Origin of the sequence: Gluconobacter sphaericus NBRC 12467 (assembly GCF_006539125.1) — a bacterium.
In the GTDB taxonomy this organism is placed as follows: Bacteria; Pseudomonadota; Alphaproteobacteria; order Acetobacterales; family Acetobacteraceae; genus Gluconobacter; species Gluconobacter sphaericus.
On the sequence record NZ_BJMK01000007.1, the window covers coordinates 25,169 to 44,337 of the forward strand.

Annotated in this window: 21 protein-coding genes; 18 read left to right on the plus strand and 3 right to left on the minus strand. The window is 58.5% G+C overall.

The genetic code is table 11. From position 1 onward, the window contains the following. Positions 1 to 167: 167 nt before the first annotated feature. From GSP01_RS06645 to GSP01_RS06655, 3 genes are read left to right on the plus strand one after another with little or no spacing between them, the layout of a single operon-like run. On the plus strand, positions 168 to 485 hold the full coding sequence (locus GSP01_RS06645) for a DUF2849 domain-containing protein (RefSeq protein ID WP_141351987.1): 318 nt from the start codon (positions 168 to 170) through the stop codon (positions 483 to 485). Next, complete coding sequence (locus GSP01_RS06650; RefSeq protein WP_141351989.1) at positions 482 to 2,155, plus strand: nitrite/sulfite reductase; 1,674 nt, start codon at positions 482 to 484, stop codon at positions 2,153 to 2,155. The genes GSP01_RS06645 and GSP01_RS06650 overlap by 4 nt, the downstream gene beginning before the upstream one ends. Next, entirely contained in the window at positions 2,142 to 2,588 is a 447-nt protein-coding gene (locus GSP01_RS06655; RefSeq protein ID WP_141351991.1) for a DUF934 domain-containing protein, read from the plus strand. Before GSP01_RS06650 ends, GSP01_RS06655 begins: the two co-directional genes overlap by 14 nt. Here GSP01_RS06655 and GSP01_RS06660 read toward each other — a convergent pair. Next, positions 2,585 to 3,562 carry a magnesium transporter CorA family protein gene (locus GSP01_RS06660; RefSeq protein ID WP_141351993.1) on the minus strand — a complete coding sequence of 326 codons (978 nt, stop codon included), beginning with the start codon at positions 3,560 to 3,562 and terminating at the stop codon, positions 2,585 to 2,587. The genes GSP01_RS06655 and GSP01_RS06660 overlap by 4 nt on opposite strands. 180 nt (positions 3,563 to 3,742) lie before the next feature. On the opposite strand from GSP01_RS06660, the gene trpB reads away from it, so the two are divergent. Next, a complete protein-coding gene (trpB, locus tag GSP01_RS06665; RefSeq protein WP_141351995.1) occupies positions 3,743 to 4,969 on the plus strand; it encodes a tryptophan synthase subunit beta in 1,227 nt (408 codons plus the stop codon). Further along, on the plus strand, positions 4,966 to 5,778 hold the full coding sequence (trpA, locus tag GSP01_RS06670; RefSeq protein ID WP_141351997.1) for a tryptophan synthase subunit alpha: 813 nt from the start codon (positions 4,966 to 4,968) through the stop codon (positions 5,776 to 5,778). Before trpB ends, trpA begins: the two co-directional genes overlap by 4 nt. 43 nt (positions 5,779 to 5,821) lie before the next feature. Here the strand turns inward: trpA and GSP01_RS06675 are convergent, their stop codons facing one another. Continuing rightward, complete coding sequence (locus GSP01_RS06675) at positions 5,822 to 6,385, minus strand: HdeD family acid-resistance protein (RefSeq protein ID WP_141351999.1); 564 nt, start codon at positions 6,383 to 6,385, stop codon at positions 5,822 to 5,824. Between the two features lie 269 nt (positions 6,386 to 6,654). Here GSP01_RS06675 and accD point away from each other — a divergent pair, with 269 nt between their 5' ends. Genes accD through GSP01_RS06690 form a run of 3 tightly spaced genes read left to right on the plus strand, consistent with a single transcriptional unit; the run spans position 6,655 to position 10,406 of the window. Continuing rightward, complete coding sequence (gene accD / locus GSP01_RS06680; RefSeq protein ID WP_141352001.1) at positions 6,655 to 7,524, plus strand: acetyl-CoA carboxylase, carboxyltransferase subunit beta; 870 nt, start codon at positions 6,655 to 6,657, stop codon at positions 7,522 to 7,524. Beyond that, a complete protein-coding gene (locus GSP01_RS06685) occupies positions 7,524 to 8,846 on the plus strand; it encodes a bifunctional folylpolyglutamate synthase/dihydrofolate synthase (RefSeq protein WP_141352003.1) in 1,323 nt (440 codons plus the stop codon). The genes accD and GSP01_RS06685 overlap by 1 nt, the downstream gene beginning before the upstream one ends. 45 nt (positions 8,847 to 8,891) lie before the next feature. Beyond that, positions 8,892 to 10,406, plus strand: a complete 1,515-nt coding sequence (locus tag GSP01_RS06690) for a replicative DNA helicase (RefSeq protein ID WP_141352005.1) — start codon at positions 8,892 to 8,894, stop codon at positions 10,404 to 10,406. A 562-nt stretch (positions 10,407 to 10,968) separates the two neighbouring features. On the opposite strand, the gene GSP01_RS06695 is transcribed toward GSP01_RS06690, so the two are convergent. Continuing rightward, a complete protein-coding gene (locus GSP01_RS06695) occupies positions 10,969 to 11,361 on the minus strand; it encodes a helix-turn-helix domain-containing protein (RefSeq protein ID WP_024717025.1) in 393 nt (130 codons plus the stop codon). A gap of 112 nt (positions 11,362 to 11,473) precedes the next feature. Between GSP01_RS06695 and GSP01_RS06700 the strand changes: the two genes are divergently transcribed. From GSP01_RS06700 to GSP01_RS06745, 10 genes are all read left to right on the plus strand, one after another. After that, complete coding sequence (locus GSP01_RS06700; RefSeq protein ID WP_141352007.1) at positions 11,474 to 11,779, plus strand: transcriptional regulator; 306 nt, start codon at positions 11,474 to 11,476, stop codon at positions 11,777 to 11,779. Beyond that, positions 11,779 to 12,342, plus strand: a complete 564-nt coding sequence (locus GSP01_RS06705) for a hypothetical protein (RefSeq protein WP_141352009.1) — start codon at positions 11,779 to 11,781, stop codon at positions 12,340 to 12,342. Before GSP01_RS06700 ends, GSP01_RS06705 begins: the two co-directional genes overlap by 1 nt. A gap of 211 nt (positions 12,343 to 12,553) precedes the next feature. Further along, positions 12,554 to 12,685: a hypothetical protein gene (locus tag GSP01_RS15120; RefSeq protein WP_255320877.1), complete on the plus strand. Its 132-nt coding sequence runs from the start codon at positions 12,554 to 12,556 to the stop codon at positions 12,683 to 12,685. Positions 12,686 to 13,008: 323 nt separating this feature from the next. Beyond that, on the plus strand, positions 13,009 to 13,377 hold the full coding sequence (locus GSP01_RS06715; RefSeq protein WP_237469038.1) for a hypothetical protein: 369 nt from the start codon (positions 13,009 to 13,011) through the stop codon (positions 13,375 to 13,377). Beyond that, on the plus strand, positions 13,361 to 14,674 hold the full coding sequence (locus GSP01_RS06720) for a phage terminase large subunit (RefSeq protein WP_174787559.1): 1,314 nt from the start codon (positions 13,361 to 13,363) through the stop codon (positions 14,672 to 14,674). The genes GSP01_RS06715 and GSP01_RS06720 overlap by 17 nt, the downstream gene beginning before the upstream one ends. Positions 14,675 to 14,720: 46 nt before the next feature. Then, entirely contained in the window at positions 14,721 to 16,139 is a 1,419-nt protein-coding gene (locus GSP01_RS06725; protein WP_141352015.1) for a phage portal protein, read from the plus strand. Further along, the gene (locus GSP01_RS06730; RefSeq protein ID WP_228123859.1) at positions 16,136 to 16,651 is read left to right on the plus strand and encodes a phage scaffolding protein; all 516 of its coding nucleotides are present in this window, start codon (positions 16,136 to 16,138) and stop codon (positions 16,649 to 16,651) included. The genes GSP01_RS06725 and GSP01_RS06730 overlap by 4 nt, the downstream gene beginning before the upstream one ends. A gap of 70 nt (positions 16,652 to 16,721) precedes the next feature. Next, positions 16,722 to 18,101, plus strand: coding sequence for a DUF4043 domain-containing protein (locus GSP01_RS06735; protein WP_141352017.1), 1,380 nt, complete (start codon positions 16,722 to 16,724; stop codon positions 18,099 to 18,101). A 53-nt stretch (positions 18,102 to 18,154) separates the two neighbouring features. Continuing rightward, positions 18,155 to 18,556 (plus strand): hypothetical protein, encoded by a 402-nt coding sequence (locus tag GSP01_RS06740; RefSeq protein WP_141352019.1) that lies wholly within the window; start codon positions 18,155 to 18,157, stop codon positions 18,554 to 18,556. Positions 18,557 to 18,566: 10 nt separating this feature from the next. Then, complete coding sequence (locus tag GSP01_RS06745) at positions 18,567 to 19,166, plus strand: hypothetical protein (protein ID WP_174787560.1); 600 nt, start codon at positions 18,567 to 18,569, stop codon at positions 19,164 to 19,166. Positions 19,167 to 19,169 lie beyond the last annotated feature (3 nt).

Consider the following 19,169-nt stretch of genomic DNA (forward strand, 5'->3'; position numbering starts at 1 on the left):
TACAGGACTGGATATCCTACCATGATGGATCAATGTTTGATCTGTTGTGGTGAATTTTCTGTCTCAGGTATGCCTTCGTTCTGCTGTTCAGGCGTGGGAGCAGGGATGGATTCATGATGGGTTCGGTCTGAAGGTCAGGTCGGGATTCATCAGGAAGGTGAGCGCTGATGAAACGTCCTGTCCGACTTGAACCTGGTCAGAAGCTGGTTTTGACTGCCAATCGCTTGCTGGATGGTCGGATCGTCTGGTGGTGTGAGGGCGGGACGTGGGATCTGCACATTGGACGCGCGGCCCTTCTGGATGCGGATGAGGCGGAAGCAGTGCTTGCGCGCGTAGTGGCAGAGGCCCAGCGTGATGGGGTGGTGGGCGTCTATGATACGGCGGTGCAGGCTGCTGTTCCGCCGGAGCCTGTTACGGTTCGTGAAAAGATCCGGGCTCATGGCCCGACAGTTCATCCCGAATTTGCAGTGGAGACCGAACAGTGAGCATTCCTGTCGGCCATTACCAGTATGACCGGGTAGACCGGGATTTCCTTCAGGCGCGGATTGCCGAGTTCGAGGGACAGGTGAACCGTCGTCTGGACGGGACGCTGAGTGAGGATGAGTTCAAGCCGCTGCGGCTGATGAACGGGCTCTATCTGCAGCTACATGCCTATATGCTCCGTGTGGCCATTCCTTATGGAATTCTGGACAGTCGGCAGTTGCGCAAGTTGGGCGAGATCGCCCGGCGTTATGATCGCGACTATGGGCACTTCACGACGCGGCAGAACATCCAGTTCAACTGGATCCGGCTGGAAGATACGCCGGATATTCTGCGTGAGCTGGCTGAAGTGGACATGCATGCCATCCAGACCAGCGGAAACTGCATCCGCAATGTGACGGCGGATGAGTATGCGGGCGCGGCGGCGGATGAGCTGGTGGACCCGCGGGTTCATGCGGAGGTTCTGCGGCAGTGGTCCACGCTGCATCCTGAATTCACGTTCCTTCCACGCAAGTTCAAGATTGCGATTTCGGGCAGTCCGAATGACCGGGTGGCCGCACGCTTTCATGATATCGGGATTCTGGCTCGTCCGGGTGAGGATGGGGCTCCGGTGTTCCGGATTTTTGTGGGCGGGGGACTGGGGCGGACGCCGGTTATTGGCGAAGAGCTGTTTGACAGCGTGCGCGAGGAGCACCTGCTGGCGACGCTTGAGGCTATTTTGCGCGTCTATAATGCTCATGGGCGTCGCGATAATATCTACAAGGCGCGGATCAAGATTCTCGTTCAGGCAATCGGGGTTGAGGCCTATCGGGAGGCTGTAGAAGCCGAACTGGGTCAGATGGAGCTGGATCGGTACCGGCTGACGCCGGAGGCGGTTGCGGCGATCCGGGCGCGGTTTGCCGTGCCATTGCTTGAGGCGCCGGACGATGCGGATGCTGTGCTGACGCAGCAGCGGAGGGATGATCCGCTGTTTGATCGCTGGGTGCGGAGCAATACGCATGTTCATCGCGATCCTGGGCATATCATTGCGACCATTTCGCTGAAGCCGGCTGGCGGGATTCCAGGGGATGCGACGTCGGCGCAGATCGGGCGTCTGGCGGATCTGGCGGATGCGTATTCGTTTGGGGAAATCCGGATCACGCATTTGCAGAATGTGGTTCTGGGGCATGTCCGCAAGGACCGGCTGCGGGATCTGTGGCTTGGACTGTCGGAAGTCGGGCTTGCGGAAGCGAATATCGGGCTGATCGGCGATATCGTGGCGTGCCCGGGGCTGGATTACTGTGCGCTGGCGAATGCGCGGTCCATTCCGATTGCCCAGAAGCTGGGGGCGCGTTTTGCGGATACGGCGCTTCAGGCGGAAATTGGGGCGTTGCGGATCAATATTTCGGGCTGCATCAATGCCTGTGGACACCATCACGCCGGGCATATCGGACTTTTGGGCGTGGACAAGCGTGGAGAAGAATTCTTCCAGCTGACGGTTGGTGGCCAGGCTGAGAATGGTGCGGCGATCGGGACGATTCTGGGGGCCGCTCTGCCGGAAGATGAGACAGTGGATGCGATTGCGCGGCTTGTAGACTGCTATCTCGGGCGCCGGGAGAACGGCGAGACGTTCCTCGATACGTTGACGCGGCTGGGGCATGAGCCTTTCAGGGAGGCGGCATATGAAACTGTTTGAACTTGGTGAGCGGACCGCGCAGGTTCATGAAGTGCTGGTAACGGTTGGAGAACTGGCGGAACGGGATGACGCGCGGGCTGTCCTGTTGGAGAGTGCGGACGATCCGGCGCTTTTGCGGCCTTATCTGAACCGGCTGGATCTCGTGGTGCTGCGGTTCCCGATTTTCAGGGATGGGCGTGGGTTCACGCAGGCCCGGGAGTTGCGGGAATATCTGCGGTTTTCCGGTGAGATCCGCGCGGAGGGGCATATTCTGCCGGATCAGGCGGCGTTTCTGCGCCGATGTGGGGTGGATAGTGTTGTTTTGCCGAAGAACGGTAATGGAGATCCGGCGCTTTGGGAGAAGCAGCTGCGGCAGTTTCCGGTTGCTTATCAGCGGTCGGTTCTGCTGGAGCGGTCCGTGGGGCCGGGATTGCGGGTGGAAGAGGCTTCCTAACGGGCGCCGAACCATCCTCGACGCCAGAACCAGAGCAGCGGCAGTATGACCGAAAGTGCCATGAGGGTCAGGCCGTAGGGATAGCCGTATTTCCATGACAGTTCGGGCATGTTGTGGAAGTTCATGCCGTAAATGCCTGCGATCAGGGTTGGCAGGATGCCAATGGCGCTGACGACGGTCAGGACTTTCATGCCATCATTCTGTTCGATGCTGATGAAGCCGAGTGTGGCGTCGAGCAGGAACTGGACCTTATTGACGGTCTGGGCATCGAAGTCGTTGAGAGAGGCGATGTCGCGCCCTGCGACCTTGATGCGCGTTTTCAGGGCCTGTGGATCTTTTTCTGTCCTGTCGCTGATATAGATCAGGATCCGGTCCAGCCCGAGCAAGCTGTCGCGGATCATGGAGGCGAGATCGCCGCCATGGCCGAGGCGGCGCAGGGTTTCACGCAGCATTTCTCCCGCGCGCGCCGGGTCTCGGGGACGATCGGTGTTGAAGACCCGTTTGGAGATGGCGTCGAGGTCGCGGCCAAGGCCTTCCAAGGTGTCTGCCAGACGGTTGATGACTTCCTCAATGATCTCGACGAGGACTTCGTTGGCGGAAGGCTCGCCTTTGGCTGGGTCGCGTTCGGCCTGACGGCGTCCGACGATGTCAAACCCGTAATAGTCGGCATAACGGACGGTGATGAGGCGTCTGTCGGTCAGGACGAAGCCGATCGGCAGGGAAAATGCCGTGCCTTCTGCTCGTCTGACGAGGGGGGTTGAGAGATAGAGGACTCCATCTTCTTCGTGATGGCGGGACGAGCTTTCGATTTCCTCCAGTTCTTCCCGGCGGGGGATATGGGTACCAAGGGCCTTTTCAGCTCGGGTGATTTCGTCCGGGGTCGGATTGATGAGGTCGAGCCAGACCGCTTTCGAAATGTCGATATCCGGTCCGATTTCCCGGGCCGGAACGCCAGCGGGGCGCACGAGGAACATCAGGCAGATCCTTGGAATAAATGAAATGGCTGTGAGGCTCTCTCATGTCCTGACTGCAGCGGGATCGCAAGGTCCTGTCCCGGAATTGTTGCAGGATAAGTCCGAAATCAGCGAGATGGATGGACGGCGGGGGCTGCCCTTGGTATCGCATTGGGGCTCTGAAGTGGAACCGAGTGCGGTATGACGAACACATCTTCCCCCCTGTCCAATTCTCTTCGTTCCGGCCCTGATGACCGAGGACGGTTCGGGATTTTCGGTGGTCGCTTTGTTGCGGAAACACTGATGCCCCTGCTGCTTGAGCTGGATGAAGCCTATCGCGCGGTGCAGGCCGATCCGGAATTCCGCAGGGAACTGGACTATTACCTGAAGGATTATGTTGGTCGTCCGAGCCCACTGTGGTTTGCGCAGCATCTGACGGAAGAGCTTGGCGGCGCGAAAGTCTACTTCAAGCGTGAAGAGCTGAACCATACCGGTTCCCACAAGCTCAACAACGTCATGGGTCAAATTCTTGTTGCCCGGCGGATGGGTAAGACGCGGATTGTCGCGGAAACCGGTGCGGGGCAGCACGGTGTGGCGACGGCGACGGTCTGTGCGCTTTTTGGGCTGAAATGCACGATTTACATGGGTGCTACGGACGTTGAGCGTCAGAAGCCCAATGTGTTCCGTATGCATCTGCTGGGCGCGGAAGTGAAGCCGGTGACGGCTGGGGCAGGGACGCTCAAGGATGCGATGAACGAGGCCATGCGTGATTGGGTGGCCAATGTTGCCGACACGTATTTCCTCGTTGGTACGGTCGCGGGGCCGCATCCGTATCCGGAGATGGTTCGAGATTTTCAGTCCGTTATCGGGATGGAGGTCAAGGAACAGATTACGCAGGCTGAGGGACGTCTGCCGGATGTGATCGTGGCGGCTATCGGGGGCGGGTCGAACGCGATGGGGATTTTCCATCCGTTCTTGGATGATGCGTCCGTCAGGCTGATTGGTGTCGAGGCGGCAGGGCATGGGCTGGATTCCGGGAAGACGGCAGCGTCCATTTCCCGTGGTCGGCCGGGTGTGCTGCATGGCAATCGGACATATCTGCTCCAGGATAAGCACGGACAGATTGAGGAGGCTCATTCGATCAGTGCGGGGCTGGATTATCCGGGGATCGGGCCTGAGCATTCCTGGCTGAATGATATCGGTCGGGCCGAATATGTCGGCGTAACGGATGAGGAGGCGCTTGAGGCGTTTCAGGTCTGCACGCGGACGGAGGGTATTATTCCTGCGCTTGAGTGTGCGCATGGGCTGGCGCATGTCATGAAGATTGCGCCCATCATGGCGAACGACCAGATCATTGTCCTGAATGTTTCCGGGCGTGGGGATAAGGACATCTTTACTGTGGCGCATCATCTGGGAGTGAAGCTGTGAGCCGTATTCAGACACGTTTTGCGGCCCTGAAGAAGGAAGGGCGTGGCGCCCTGATTCCGTATCTTCAGGCCTGTGACCCGGATTATGATACTTCGCTGGAGTTGCTGCGGGCGATGCCGGCGGCGGGGGCTGATCTGATTGAGATTGGTGTGCCGTTCTCCGATCCGTCCGCGGATGGGCCGACGATTCAGGCGGCGGCGCTTCGTGGTCTCAAGGCTGGTGCGACGCTGGGGCGTGTGCTGGAAATGGTCCGGGCGTTTCGTGAGAGCGACAGTGAAACGCCGATCGTGCTGATGGGGTATCTCAACCCGATTGACAGTTATGGTCCGGCCGAATTTTGCTTTGATGCGGCTCAGGCGGGTGTGGACGGGATTATTGTCGTCGATATGCCGACTGAAGAGGCTGATCTTCTGGATGCGCATGCGCGGGAAGCAGGTCTCGATATCATCTCGCTGGTGGCACCGACAACGTCGAACTCTCGTTTGTTTCACGTCCTGAGGGACGCAAGCGGGTTTGTCTATTATGTGAGCATTACCGGGATTACCGGGACGAACAGCGCGAGTGCGGAGGATCTGGAGCAGGCGTTGCCGCGGATCCGGGAAGCGACGGACCTGCCGGTGGCCGTTGGTTTCGGGATTTCTACTCCGGAGCAGGCGCGGACGGCATCTCGGATCGGGGATGCGGCTGTGGTGGCTTCGGCCTTGATCAAGACCATGGCGTCCACGCTGGAGAATGACCAGGCGACGGACCGCACGGTTCCGGCAGTTCTGAAACAGCTTGAAGGTCTGGCGGCGGCCGTCAGGGCCTGATTTTGATGTTCCGGCAGGCTGTCGCTTGCCGGAGTGTTTAGTGTCAGGCGTTGTCGCGCAGGGAGAGTCCGAACAGGACTGTGGCGATGCCGGCCATCAGAAGCTCTACCGCAATGAACATCCCGATCAGCCACAGGCCGGACCAAGGTAGTGTCATGTAGAGCATGATGCCGATGAGCAGCGTGATGAGTCCGCTGATGGCAAGGGCGAGCCAGCTTCGGTTGTTGCGATGACCGCCAGCCCAGAAGGTGCGGGCGAGGCCGGCGAAGATCAGGCAGCCAGCGAGAATGGCGGTCAGGAAGATCGAGCCGGTTGCGGGCTCTTCAATCAAAAGCAGGCCGCCGAAAATGTAGAGGGCACCGATCAGTCCGGACAGCCACTTGTTCGGGAGGGGAAGGCCGCGATGGGCGAAGCTCTGCATGACCTGGGCGACGCCGCCGATGATCATGAGGGCGCCGAGAATGACCATGCTGGTCAGAGTGGTGGTGATGGCATCTAGGGCGGCTAGGGTACCGAGAATGATCAGGAAGGCACCGAAGCCGATGAACCAGCCGGGTTTGAGGCCCTGCGGACTGGGGAAGCGGATGGTGTTGAAACTGTCGGACATGGTCTTCTCCGTTCAGGAACATGCTCTGTCGGGTAGGCCTTTTCGGTAAAGGAGCCGGATCCCGGGTATGACGTCCGCTGTGACGGGTCATGTTGGAGAAGATGGCATGGTTTGTGATGCAGGCGTGAGCGATAAGACGGGCCTCTGATGGTTGGGCTGGCATATTTGGCCTTCGGGCGTTAAAACGCGCCAGAGAATGCAGCCCTTCGCCGGGCTTTAACCCCACTCCGTCCTTTGTCCTGAAGGCGGGCAGAAAGTAACGAGACGACATGAGCTGGATGACCGACTACGTCCGACCCAAGCTGCGTGGCCTGCTTCAGCGGGACGTGCCGGACAATCTGTGGACCAACTGCGAATCCTGCGGGCAGATGATGCTCACCAAGGAGCTGGAACGGTCTGAGAAAGTCTGTCCGCATTGCGGCCATCACATGCGGGCAACGGCAAAGGAGCGTCTGGGATGGACGTTCGACGGGGGGGAATACACCACCATCGAGCTGCCGAAGATGCCGGTCGATCCGCTGGGATTCAAGGATTCCAAGCGTTATACGGACCGTCTGAAGGATGCGCGGAACAAGTCGCATCTCGATGAGGCACTGGTCGTTGCTCATGGCATGATCAAGGGGCAGAAGGCTGTTGTTGCGGTCATGGCGCCCGAGTTCCTGCTGGGGACGATGGGGGCTGCGCTGGGCGAGGCTTTTGTGGCCGCCTGCCGTCTGGCTGTTCTGCAGAAGTCACCGCTGGTGGTCTATACGGCTTCGGGTGGTGCGCGGATGCAGGAAGGCGTTGTTAGTCTGATGCAGATGCCGCGGACGACGATTGGTGTGCAGATGCTTCAGGAAGCGGGTCTGCCTTATATTGTCGTGTTCACGAACCCGACGACGGGTGGTGTTTCGGCGTCTTTCGCTATGTTGGGCGATGTGCATATTGCCGAGCCCAATGCGCTGATCGCGTTTGCGGGGCCTCGTGTCATTCAGGACACCGTTCGTGAGAAGCTGCCTGAGGGCTTCCAGCGTTCGGAGTATCTGCGTGAGCACGGTATGGTCGATATTGTGGCCAAGCGCTCCGAGCTTCCGGAACTGCTGGGGCGGATTTTAGGCATCATGACGCGCCAGAAAACCGTTTCCGACGCGGCGGCCTAATGACTGTGGAGCGTGGGACGCCGGTTCGGCTGTCCGGCGAGTATCAGGGGCGTCCGGGGGCTGTTCTTGCGCGGTTGCAGGAGTTGTATCCGGCGCTGATTGATCTTTCTCTGGGGCGGCTTGAGGCGCTTCTGGCGAAGCTGGGTAATCCCGAGCGTCATCTGCCGCCTGTCATTCATGTGGCGGGGACGAACGGTAAGGGCAGTACCTGCGCCAATCTGCGGGCCATAGCCGAGGCGGGAGGTCTGCGCGTGCATGTCATGAGCAGCCCGCATCTTGTGAGTGTGACCGAGCGCTTTCGGTTGGCGGGACGGCTTGTGGATGAGGATGTTCTGGTTGCCGCGCTCGAGAAGGTCGAGCAGGTCAATGCCGGCGCTCCGATTACGGTTTTTGAAGTTCTGACGGCGGCGGGGTTCCTGCTGTTTTCGCAGGTTCCGGCTGATCTGGTGGTGCTGGAAGTCGGACTTGGGGGGCGACTGGATGCGACCAATGTCGTGCCGAAGCCTGCGGTCTGCGTGATTACACCGGTCAGTTTGGATCATGAGGCGTTTCTGGGCAGTACGGTTGCGGCTATTGCCGGAGAGAAGGCCGGGATTATCAAGGAGGGTGTGCCGGTTGTTTCGGCTGCCCAGGCACCGGAGGCGCTGGATGTCATTCGCCGTCGGGCTGCGGAACTGAATGCGCCGCTTCGAGTGATCGGGAAGGATATTGTCTTTGCCGAGAGTGCGGATGGTCTGGAATATCGGGATGTGGATGGTGTGCTCTCTCTGCCCGTGCCGGCTCTGAAAGGGCAGCATCAGGCGGGGAATGCGGCGCTGGCTGTGGCCGCATTACGGGTTTCTGGGCTGGCTTTGCCGGTTTCGGTTTATCAGGGTCTTTCCAAGACCTTCTGGCCTGCACGGTTGCAGAAACTGGATGGCATGCTGGCGCAGATGCTTCCTGCAGGGTGGGAACTCTATCTGGATGGTGGGCACAATCCTGATGCGGGGCAGGTGTTGGGAATGGTTCTTGATGGCTGGAAAGACCGGCCGGTCCACGTGATCGCGGGTGTGAAGCAGACCAAGGATGCTTCTGGGTTTTTGAAGCCGATTGTTGAGCGGGCGGCTTCGGTTCAGGCGGTGGCAGAGCCGGGACAGCATCTGGCGATGCCAGTCGAAGAGATCATTGCGGCTTCGGGGGGGCGGGCGATTGCCGGTCCCACCGTCAGGGACGCTCTGGAGCGTTTGGTGGCTGGAGGGGGTGCGCCTGCACGCGTACTGATCTGTGGTAGCCTTTATCTGGCGGGTGTTGTTCTGGCTGAGGATGGTTGGGTCGCGCGGTAATCCGTTTCTGGTCGCGATGCAGGATGGTAGAAGGGCAGCGTGAACATGATCGAATCGCATTCTTCTCCGACCGTCTCTGATGCTTCCTCGAACGACGGAGATCTGGGTGTCCTGCTGAGGCGCAGTCCGCCGTCCAGTACGGCGGCCGAGCAGGCGCTTCTGGGCGCCATTCTGACCAATAACAAGGCGTATGAGCGGGTTTCGGACTTTCTGGAGCCGGCTCATTTTTCTGATCCGCTCAATGGACGGATCTACGAGGCCATTGCCCGCCGCATCGAGCGGGGGCAGTTGGCCGATCCCGTGACCATGCGTGCGGAATTCGAGCATACCGGTGTTCTGGATGCTGCAGGTGGCCCGGCCTATCTGGCGAAGCTGCTGACGGCGATGGTGGGTATCGTCAATGCGGGTGATTATGGACGGGTGATCCATGATGCCTGGGTCCGTCGGCAATTGATCGATATTGGTGAAACTGTCGTTAACAATGCTTTTGGGGCGCGGCCGGATCTGGATGGTTCCGATCAGATTGCGGCGTCTGAAGAAGCATTGTTCAAGTTGGCGACGGAGCGGGGGCAAGAAGGCGGGTTTGTCTCGTTTACCAAGGCGCTCACGGTAGCTGTCAGTGTTGCGACCCAGGCCTATCAGCGTACTGGCGACGTGGTTGGTTTGACTTCGGGTCTGCGGGACTTTGACAAGCGTACGGGTGGTTTGCATCCTTCCGATCTGATCATCCTTGCCGGGCGTCCTGCGATGGGCAAGACGGCGTTGGCGACCAAAATCGCGTTCTCAGCGGCACGCTCGATCCTGCGGGATGCCGAAGACAGAGGCGAGAAGCCCAAAGGGGCGGTGGCGATTTTCTCGCTGGAAATGTCATCCGAGCAGCTGGCGACCCGTATTCTTTCGGGTGAGGCTGAAGTTTCGGGTGAAAAGATCCGGCGCGGTGATATCGGGCAGAAGGAATTTGACCGGTTTGTGCGGGTCGCGCGTGAGCTTCAGCGACTGCCGCTCTATATCGACGATACGCCGGCGATTTCCCTGTCTGCCATGCGGACGCGATGCCGCCGCCTGGCGCGGACGCAGGGCCTGAGCCTAGTGGTGGTAGATTACCTGCAGCTAATGCGTCCGGCCATCGGAACGAAGCCTGACAGTCGTGTTCTGGAAATTTCGATGATTACGCAGGGGCTCAAGGCGATTGCGAAAGAGCTTTCCGTGCCTGTGATTGCGTTGTCCCAGCTTTCACGTCAGGTCGAGTCGCGTGAGGATAAGCGACCGATGCTGTCGGATCTGCGCGAATCGGGTTCGATCGAGCAGGATGCGGATGCGGTCATGTTCGTTTATCGCGACGAATATTACCTGCAGCAGCGCCAGCCCAAAGACAGTGCCTATGACAGCAATGACAAGTTCCAGGCTGCGACAGAGGAGTGGCAGCGCAAGATGGCTCTGGTGCACAACAAGGCCGAGTTGATTCTTGAGAAGCAGCGGCATGGCCCTACCGGAATGATCCAGCTGTATTTCGAAGGGGAATATACCCGGTTCGGAGATTTGGACGTCATTCACGAGTAGCTCTGAGGACAGGGTGAGTACTTTGAATGATGCAGATACCCCTCAGGCGCTCCTGTCTGAGGGGAAGGGCCGTTTGGTGCTTGGGATTGTGAAAAAGCGCCGTAATTTTTTTTCGGGAAAGCGTCTGCGTGGGCGGACATAGAATGTCTCGATAATTGAATTGGTGCTTCAAAAGTACAAATTTCATTAAAATATACAGTCAGAAAAAAGCTGTAATATGAGCCTCTTCAGCGCGATTCCTCTGTGAAATGCGGTTGAGGATGCCTGTCTGCTATGCCGGATTGTGGCTGCAATTCGGAAAATTGGTGGTGCTCAAAAGCTGTCTTAATGGCTTAAAGCCATATTTGTTCCTTGACCCAATGGCATAGTGCCATTAATTTATCGTTAATCGGAGGTTGTCATGGGGGCAGCTAACGGGGAAGGAAGGGAGCCGGTCAATGAATTTAGATGTTTTGATGACCGGGAATGTTTCCGATTTGTTCATTCCATCGATAAGGCGAGCTTATCGTGTCGTATCGAATGGGGGGCGCCTGAAAGCGTATGGAAACCAGTGAAACAGTCACTAATGGATCTCCTCATCTGGTCTCTTGGGCGGATCAGGTGTGTCGGAAGATGTGTTTCTGTCCGTGTTCGGAGCCATGTCTTGTCGCTGGAGCACCAGTTCTGGGTGCAGGGCAGCCAGCCGCAAAGCCAGTTCTTCGTCGGTACGACCGTTCAGGACGCCTTTTAGAAGAAAATCTGTCGAGACGCGCAGACGGTTCGACAGTGCAGCAATGAGGAAGACGCTGGGTGCGCGGTCACCGCGTTCGATCTTGTTGAGGGTCGAAGCGTCAACGCCCAGCAGGCGGGCGCACTCGCTCTGATTGGGCATGACGAGTTCACGAGCCCAGGAAATGCGAGTTCCGATGGCTCGTTGGAGTGCAGTCAGAGAGTCCGGGCGCTTGTGTTTGGCCATGAGGCCTTTTTAGCAATGGCTTTATGCCAAATCCAGAAGAAGTTTTTTTTATCACACACTGTGGCATTTTGCCAAAGTTAGCAACAATTCTGTACTGATGAAGGATGTTGAGATGAGGCAGGTCAAGTCAGGTTCCGCACCCCGGCGGGTATCCGCAAGCGCTCTCGCCGCCATGCTGGCGTCCGATGGTTGGCTACCTGAGCAGGGAAGTGCACGCAAGGGGCGGGGACGTTCTGCGAGAAAAACATCTGAGGCGTCGGCTTCACGTATGCGGACGGTGACGGACCGGGAGACCGCCGAAACATTACCTGCGGGTCATCCTGTAAGTTGGAGTGCGCTGTGGGGGGCGGATCTGGTACCGGTCTTTCCGGGACTGCAGCCGATGGGTGGTCGTGAGACTGGGCTGGAGATCAACTGATGTTCGAGATGGTGCGGGAAATACCAGTCGCTGTTGCGGGACTGCCCGAGGGTGTGGTCAGGCCGACTGGGGAGCGATATCGCCATTCTGAGATCCGCGGGGTTGGAAATACGTTCCGGGTCGTGAACGCGGTGCAGTCCATGTACGACGCCGGCGATATCGGGGACGATGAACTGGCTGCTGCGGATCGCTGGTATCGCGAATATGTTTTTGCCTCTCTGGGGGTGGTGGAAACTCCATCTTCTGATGGTCGTGTCAGGGAGCGGGGAGATATTCACACCTGGATGATGGGGCGCGGGCAGTGTTCTGCGCGGATTACGCAGATTCGTGACATGCTGGGGCTGTGTGCGCATGTTCGTCTCGAGATGCTTTTGGCGCGGGAAATGTCGTTTTCGGTTATGGCGCGGCATCTCTATCCAGCTTTGTCAGAAGGGCGTGCGCGGATGAAGGTGTCGGCTCAGTGTGCACTGCTTCTGGAACAGTTGGCGCATGCCTATGAGGTGTTATCCAAAAAGAAAAATAGTAAAAATCTGGTTAACGATAAATTACCGCTTGATATATGAACGCGGTTTTGGTATAAAAAATACATACTGAAGAATTACGACATGAAAACCTGAAGCCGACCTTTCAAAAGAAGGTCGGCTTTTATTTTGGAAGTTTCCTGATTTATGGAAAAATGTGAAATTTCTTCTGGTAGCGTTGTGTTGTCTGGCAGACAGACATTCATTGTTCTTCGGAAAAATGCAGGTTCATTTGTCGGATGTCCTCTCGTTTATGAAGGCGAGCCGGTTCATCGGGCAGATGTTGTTCTGGAATGGCATGAACTGGTGGATGCAGGTCTTTCTCGCCTGGATGTTCGGTGCCGGTCCATTTCCTGTCAGCGGTCGGTTCTTTCTGCCCGGGTGATTGGAGAGATCGCGCCGGAAACCCTCTCCCGTGTGGCGGTGCAGGCTGAACGAGAACAGACGCAGCGGAATGTGGAAACCCTGGCGCGGCGAGGGACGAGTCACAGGGATCGGCCTCGGCACAAGCCGGTTCGGGCTGTCTGGCTCGAGAGTGGCATGATGATGAGCCGCAGGGAGGCTTCGTTGAAAGCCATCTGATGGTTGGTGCTCAGGGCGATCTGGGGGAAAGGGTTGAAGCAGATGGATGATGACGTATCTGGTAAATGTTCTTTGCGGCGGGAACAGTCTTGGGAACGGAAGAAGAGATTTCTCGAACATCTGTCTGTGAGTGGAAATATTTCTGAAGCCGGGCGTGTCGCTGAAGTTCAGCGCAGTACGTTATACCTCTGGAAAGATACGGATAAGGAATTTTCTTCCCAGTGGGAGGAGGCTCTGGAAGAGGCTGTGGATGCTCTTGAAGCGGAAGCGCGTCGACGCGCCGTGGAGGGATACGATGAGCCTGTTACGTATGCGGGGCGTGTCGTCTGTGATCCGGATACGGGCAATCCGATTGTTCGTAAACGGTACAGTGACGGGTTGATGGCGTTTCTGCTTCGGGCGCATCGTCCGTCCCGTTTCAGGGGGGGTATGGAATCCGAAGGGCGGTCGGGGATGATTTCGATTAGCATCAGCAGTGATGACAACGCCCTTTAGACTGAATGATTCGCAACGTGAGGCGGTGCGGCTTCTGGGTGGGCCGGCGCGGCATATTTTTCTGAGGGGTGGCTCGCGGTCCGGGAAGACCTTTGTTCTGGTTCGGGCCGTTGTGATCCGGGCGCTGAAGGCACCGGACAGTCGGCATGGCATTTTTCGTTATCGGCTGACGGCGCTGAAGGCGTCGGTTTTGCGGGACACGTTTCCGAAGGTCATGCGGATGTGTTTTCCGCAGGTCGGGTGGAAGCTGGACCGGCAGGACTGTGTTGTGACGTTCCCGAATGGATCGACGATCTTTTTCGGGGGGCTGGATGACGAACAGCGGACAGAGAAAATTCTGGGTCTGGAATTTGCGACCGTTTATTTGAACGAGGCCAGCCAGATCAGTTATGGCGCGCGAAACATGCTTCTGACGCGTCTGGCGCAGAAGACGGATCTGGCGGTCAAGGAATATATCGATGCCAACCCGCCGAGCATGGGGCACTGGCTCTATGCGCTTTTCGAAAACGGGATCGAGCCCAAGTCGGGGGAACCGGTTGGAGACAGGTCGCTCTATGCGACGATGATCCTCAATCCGCAGGCTAACCGGGATAATCTGAGCGAGGATTATCTCGCCAGCCTTGAAGTGCTCCCTGAGCGGGAAAGGCGGCGGTTTCTGTATGGTGAATATCAATCGGTTGTTGAAGGCGCGCTGTGGCGGCTGGAGATATTCCGGCGCGAGGTGGCGATTACGTCGCAGAGCCGTTCGGATGTTGCTGCTCGGATGCGGCGTATTCTGGTGTCTGTTGATCCTTCGGGGGCTGCGGGACCGGAAGATTACAGGTCCGACGAGATCGGGATTGTGGTCTGCGGCGTTGATGCGGCTGGTGTGGGGCATGTGCTGGAAGATCTGTCTGCCAGGGATAGTCCGGCGGGCTGGGCTGCCAGGGCCCTGCGGGCATTTGATGAATGGGGTGCTGAACGCATTGTTGCGGAGCGGAACTTCGGGGGGGCTCTGGTAGAGGGAACGATCCGGAGTGTGCGGGCGCATGCTTCCGTCAAACTGGTGACGGCGGCGCGGGGCAAGGCGGCACGCGCAGAGCCGGTCGCAGCGCTCTATGAGGTTGGCAGGGTTGTTCACCATGGCCGGTTTGCGGCTCTGGAGGATCAGCTCTGTCACTTCTCGGTCAGTGGATATCGTGGGCCACGGTCTCCGGATCGGGCGGATGCGATGGTCTGGGGGCTGAGTGAACTGATGCTTGCCGGAAGTGGCGGCATGACGGGCTGGAGCTCGTCTGGATTTTCGCTGGCGCGCTGAACCGATCTTTGCGGGTCGGGATGTGGCCTGAAACAATGGAGAACACATGGACTGGTTGTCCCTGCAACAGCGTTATGCTGTTCCCGCGGGTGCGTCCGCGCGGACGGCGCGGCTGCTGGCGCTTAAGCGTGTTCTGGACGGCACGCAGTATGATGCGTTGCCGCATCCGTTCTCGAAGGAGAAGTCTGGGGCGGGAGAATATATTCCGCTGTCCAGTCGGCGTCCTTCTGTTCGCACGAATTTGTGCCGGACGGTTGTGGATGAGTCGGTTTCGCTGCTGTTCGGGGATACGCACTGGCCTGGTCTGGTGACGGATGATGCGCGGGTGGCGCATGCTTTGAGTGCGTTTGCTTCGCAGGCCCGGCTAGCGTCGTTGCTGATGGAAGCGGCGCGGCTGGGGTCGGTGGGGTCGGTTGCGATCCTGTTCGAGGTCTCGGCCGGGGTTCCGAAGTTGTCCGTGCTGGAAACGGCATATCTGACGCCGTTCTGGGATGATGCGACGGGGGAGCTGCTTCGGGTTGAGGAGCGGTTTCTGGTCCGGGGCCGGGATCTGGCGGCGCAGGGTTATCCGATTGCAGATGAGCTGCTGGGCGCGCAGTTCTGGTGGCAGCGGGTCTGGACGCCGCTGGATTGTGCGGTTTCCGTGCCCTGGCTGGTGGGAATGGATGGCGGGGTTCGGGACGAGAGCCGCTCCGTTCGCCATGGGCTGGGGTTCGTGCCCATTGTGTGGATACGCAATCTGGGTGGACCTTGTGGACGTGATCCGGAAGGTGAGTGCACGTTCGAGCGGGCCATCGATACGGTGATCGAGGCGGATTATCTGCTGTCACAGGCAGGTCGGGGGCTGAAATATGGCTCAGATCCGACGCTGGTTCTGAAGACAGGTGGATTTTCCGACGGGATTGCGCATCAGGGGGGCGCCGCTTCGGCACTGACGCTTCCGCCCGAGGGTGATGCCAAACTGCTGGAAATCAACGGGAACGCAGCGGGGGCGGTGCTCGATCATTATCGGGAACTGCGTCTGGTGGTGTTGGAGCAGTTGCATGGCAACCGGGCCCATGGTGACCGGGTGGGCGGCGCGCAGTCGGGCAAGGCCATGGAGATGATGTGTCAGCCTCTGATCTGGTTGGTAGATCGTTTGCGTCATTCCTACGGCGAAGGCGCGCTGATTTCGATTTACCGGATGGCCTGCCGGTTTTCCTGTGTTCTGGAAAACGGACTTCGGATCGGGGGAACGCTGGTCAAGGACCTGCCGTACTGCCGCATGAGTTTGCTGTGGCCGGCGTGGTTTCCGTCCACGGATCCGGAGCTTCTGTCGCTGACGCAGGGTCTGGTGACGGCTGTTTCCAATGGAATTCTGAGCCGCGAAACGGCGGTTCGGATGTTTGCGATGGCATCGGGAAATTCTGATCCGAATACGGAATGGAAAATGCTGGAGCAATGGTGTGCTTCTGAACAAGCATGAGTGTTGACGGGGGAATGATGTCCGGAACTGATGACACCATTGAGGATGTAGAGGCTCTGCGTCGGGCGTTGAATGAAGCGCGGAGTGAGGTTGAGGCGGTCCGTCAGGAAATGACGGATGTTGTGACGCGACAGGAGACGCTTCAGCGCAGTCATGAGGAGGCGTTGGCCCGGGTGCGGGAAGACAGTGACCGGGAGGTTATTGTGTCGGCGCTTCGGGCGGAGGCGATCCGTAATGGCGCGCATAATCCTGATGATGTTGTGCGGCTGATTGACCTGAAGGGGATCGATCGGGGCGAGGACGGCTCAGTGGTCGGTGTGGTTGAGGCTTTGCAGCAGGCCCGTCAGGAGCGGGCCTATCTGTTCGGCGAGGCGCTCCGGCCCGGATATTCGAGCGGCACTACTGTTGGGCAGGCAGCGCCGCGGCCGGGTGGGATCGAACCGTTCAATGCGCGCGCCGCCAGTGAGGCGGATTACGAAACGCGCAAATGGCAGTTTCTGGCCCAGGGCTAAAGCCCGGGACGATATTTGAGCGGGTCTGATGGCAGGCCGGGTTCAGAAAACACATTTACGGAAAAAACACATGAGCATTGATAATTTTCCTGTTCAGCTTCAGGCCGCCATTCAGCAGGGTTTTCTGGCCCGTGAATTTGAGAATGGCCTGAAATCCCGGTTGGGCTTCCGTCAGGTTGCTGATCGTGAAGTGTTCCCGAATGCCATCGGTGAGACGCTGACGAAAACCCGCAAGAGCCTCAAAGCGCCGGTGACTACGCCGCTGAACCCGACGGGTAATACGAATTTTGATAATGGTCTGAGCCCGTCCGGCTGGTCGGTTGAACAATATACGCTGTCCATCAACCAGTATGGCGATACGATCGATCTGAACATGGTCACCAGTGGTGTGGGGATTGCGTCGCAGTTCCTGGCCAATGCCAATACCAATGGTGTGCAGGCCATGCAGTCCCTTGACCGTTTGGCACGCAATACGCTGTTCGGTGGTGCGCAGAATGGTGTGGGCGGTTATCTGGGTGGCAACACGCGTGTGACGGCGACGCTGGGGAGCGCTGGAGACACCATCGCGGTGGACGATATTCGTGGTTTCCAGTCCGTGATCGTGAATGGTCAGGTGACGCCGATCAGCGCGACCAATGGCATGACCGTGACGGTGGGCGGGGATGTTTACACACTCGTCAGTGTGACGGCTGATGCGACGAATGTGTCCACGGCGCCGGGCGGTGTTTCGGGGCAGATGACGTTTTCTGCGACTGTTTCGGTTGCAGATGGCACAGAAGGTCAGGCCGTTGTAGCGTCCACGGCGCCGCTGGTGATCCGTCCGAATGGTCGTCTGACGACTGCGGCGTTGCAGACGGCAAGCACGAGCGGTCTGGCGGATACGTTGGGAATTCAGCAGGTTCTGGCTGGTGTGGCGACGCTGCGACGTAATAACGTGCCGATGATTAACGGTGCGTATCACTGCTATCTTGATGATCTGCAGCTTCTTTCGCTCTTCCGTGATCCGGATTTCAAGCATCTGTATCGGGGTGCTTATGGTTCGGAAGAGTATCGTTCCGGTCAAGTAATAGAACTTCTGGGTGTGCGTTTCATCCCGACGACGGAAGCACCGCAGCAGGCCTCTCTGGGTGCTGGGTCCATTCATCGTGCGTTGTTGCTGGGCCAGGGGGCGCTGATTGAGGGTGACTGCGCGCTGACGGGGCATTCTGATATTCCGGATTCCGAGCGTGCGCTGATCGAGATGGTGGACAGTGTGGCGATGGTGACGCGTGAGCCGCTGGATCGTCTGCGCCAGATCATTGCTCAGTCCTGGTACTGGATTGGCGGTTTCGCTCTGCCGACGGACGTGACGGCGGACATGACCGTTATTCCGACGGCCACAAACAGCTATCTCAAGCGTGGTGTCGTGATCGAGAGCCTTGGCACGGATGCTCTCGGTCTGACGTTCTGACCTTTTTACGGCCCCTGTCCATGAGGCGGGGGCCTCTCTTGGGGGAGAATGATATGTCCGGAACGGTTGGCTTATCGACGGATATTCTCTCGGAAGGAGAGAAAATGGATATTCGCCGGTTTTGCGGTTATCCCGCCATTGGATCGCGGGAAGGAAACCAGGAATCCTGGCGCTTCTTTCAGGTGGAAGGGGCGCTGGAGTGGCGGATGAACTGTTTGTCCGGGGCAGAGCTTCAGCAGATCAGGCTTTATTTGTCGCAGCTGTATCCGCTGGAAACTGCGATTGCGGGGGCTTCGGACAATCTGGATACGGCGCAGGCGGCGAGTTGGTATCACAATGGTCGGGAAGTGCAGGACCGGGTGATGCTGTTTACGTTGTGGCGGCGGCGGCTGTGTGCGTTTCTGGGTGTGGCCGGCGGCCTGGAGTTGCAGGACGGTCGGGCGATCGTGGTCTGAGGAGGGCTATGTGCAGCAGGCAATGATCGCGGCCAGGCTCTCCAGGGGATATGCGAGGGCTGCGGCTGTTCTGGGGGCTTCGGGGGAGCAGTATCGTCCTTCGGGCGGTCTGTTGCCGATGGGAACCCTTTATGAGCAGCCCATGCTGGCTTTTGATGTGGACGCTGAATTTTCGTTCGTGCGGCCGATCGGCTGGGGCATACCGACCGAATATGTTCTGACCGACCGTCGGGAGGATACGCAGGTTGCCGATATTCTGGTGGCGAGCGGGCGGACGTATTTCGTGGCGTCCGTGGAGCCTTTGCGGCCGCCTTTGTGTGTGGTGTGCAGTCGGATGGTGTCGGTCAGCGGTGTTACGGGAACCGTGCAGACGCTGGTTTCGGAGTGTCCGGCGGCCATTATCATGCGGGCGAAGGGGGAATCTTCGGGCAGCGGTGTTCCGGGGGCGACGCGGCCGGGACAGTCGGTGATGTATCTTCCGCTTCTACCCGGCGTGGTGCTGACGCCTTACATGACAGTCACGACTGATCTGGGAACGACTTATACGGTCAATGCGGTGGAGGTTTCCGGATTTGGTGTCCGGTGCACTATGTCGCTTCAGCAGGTCTGAGGG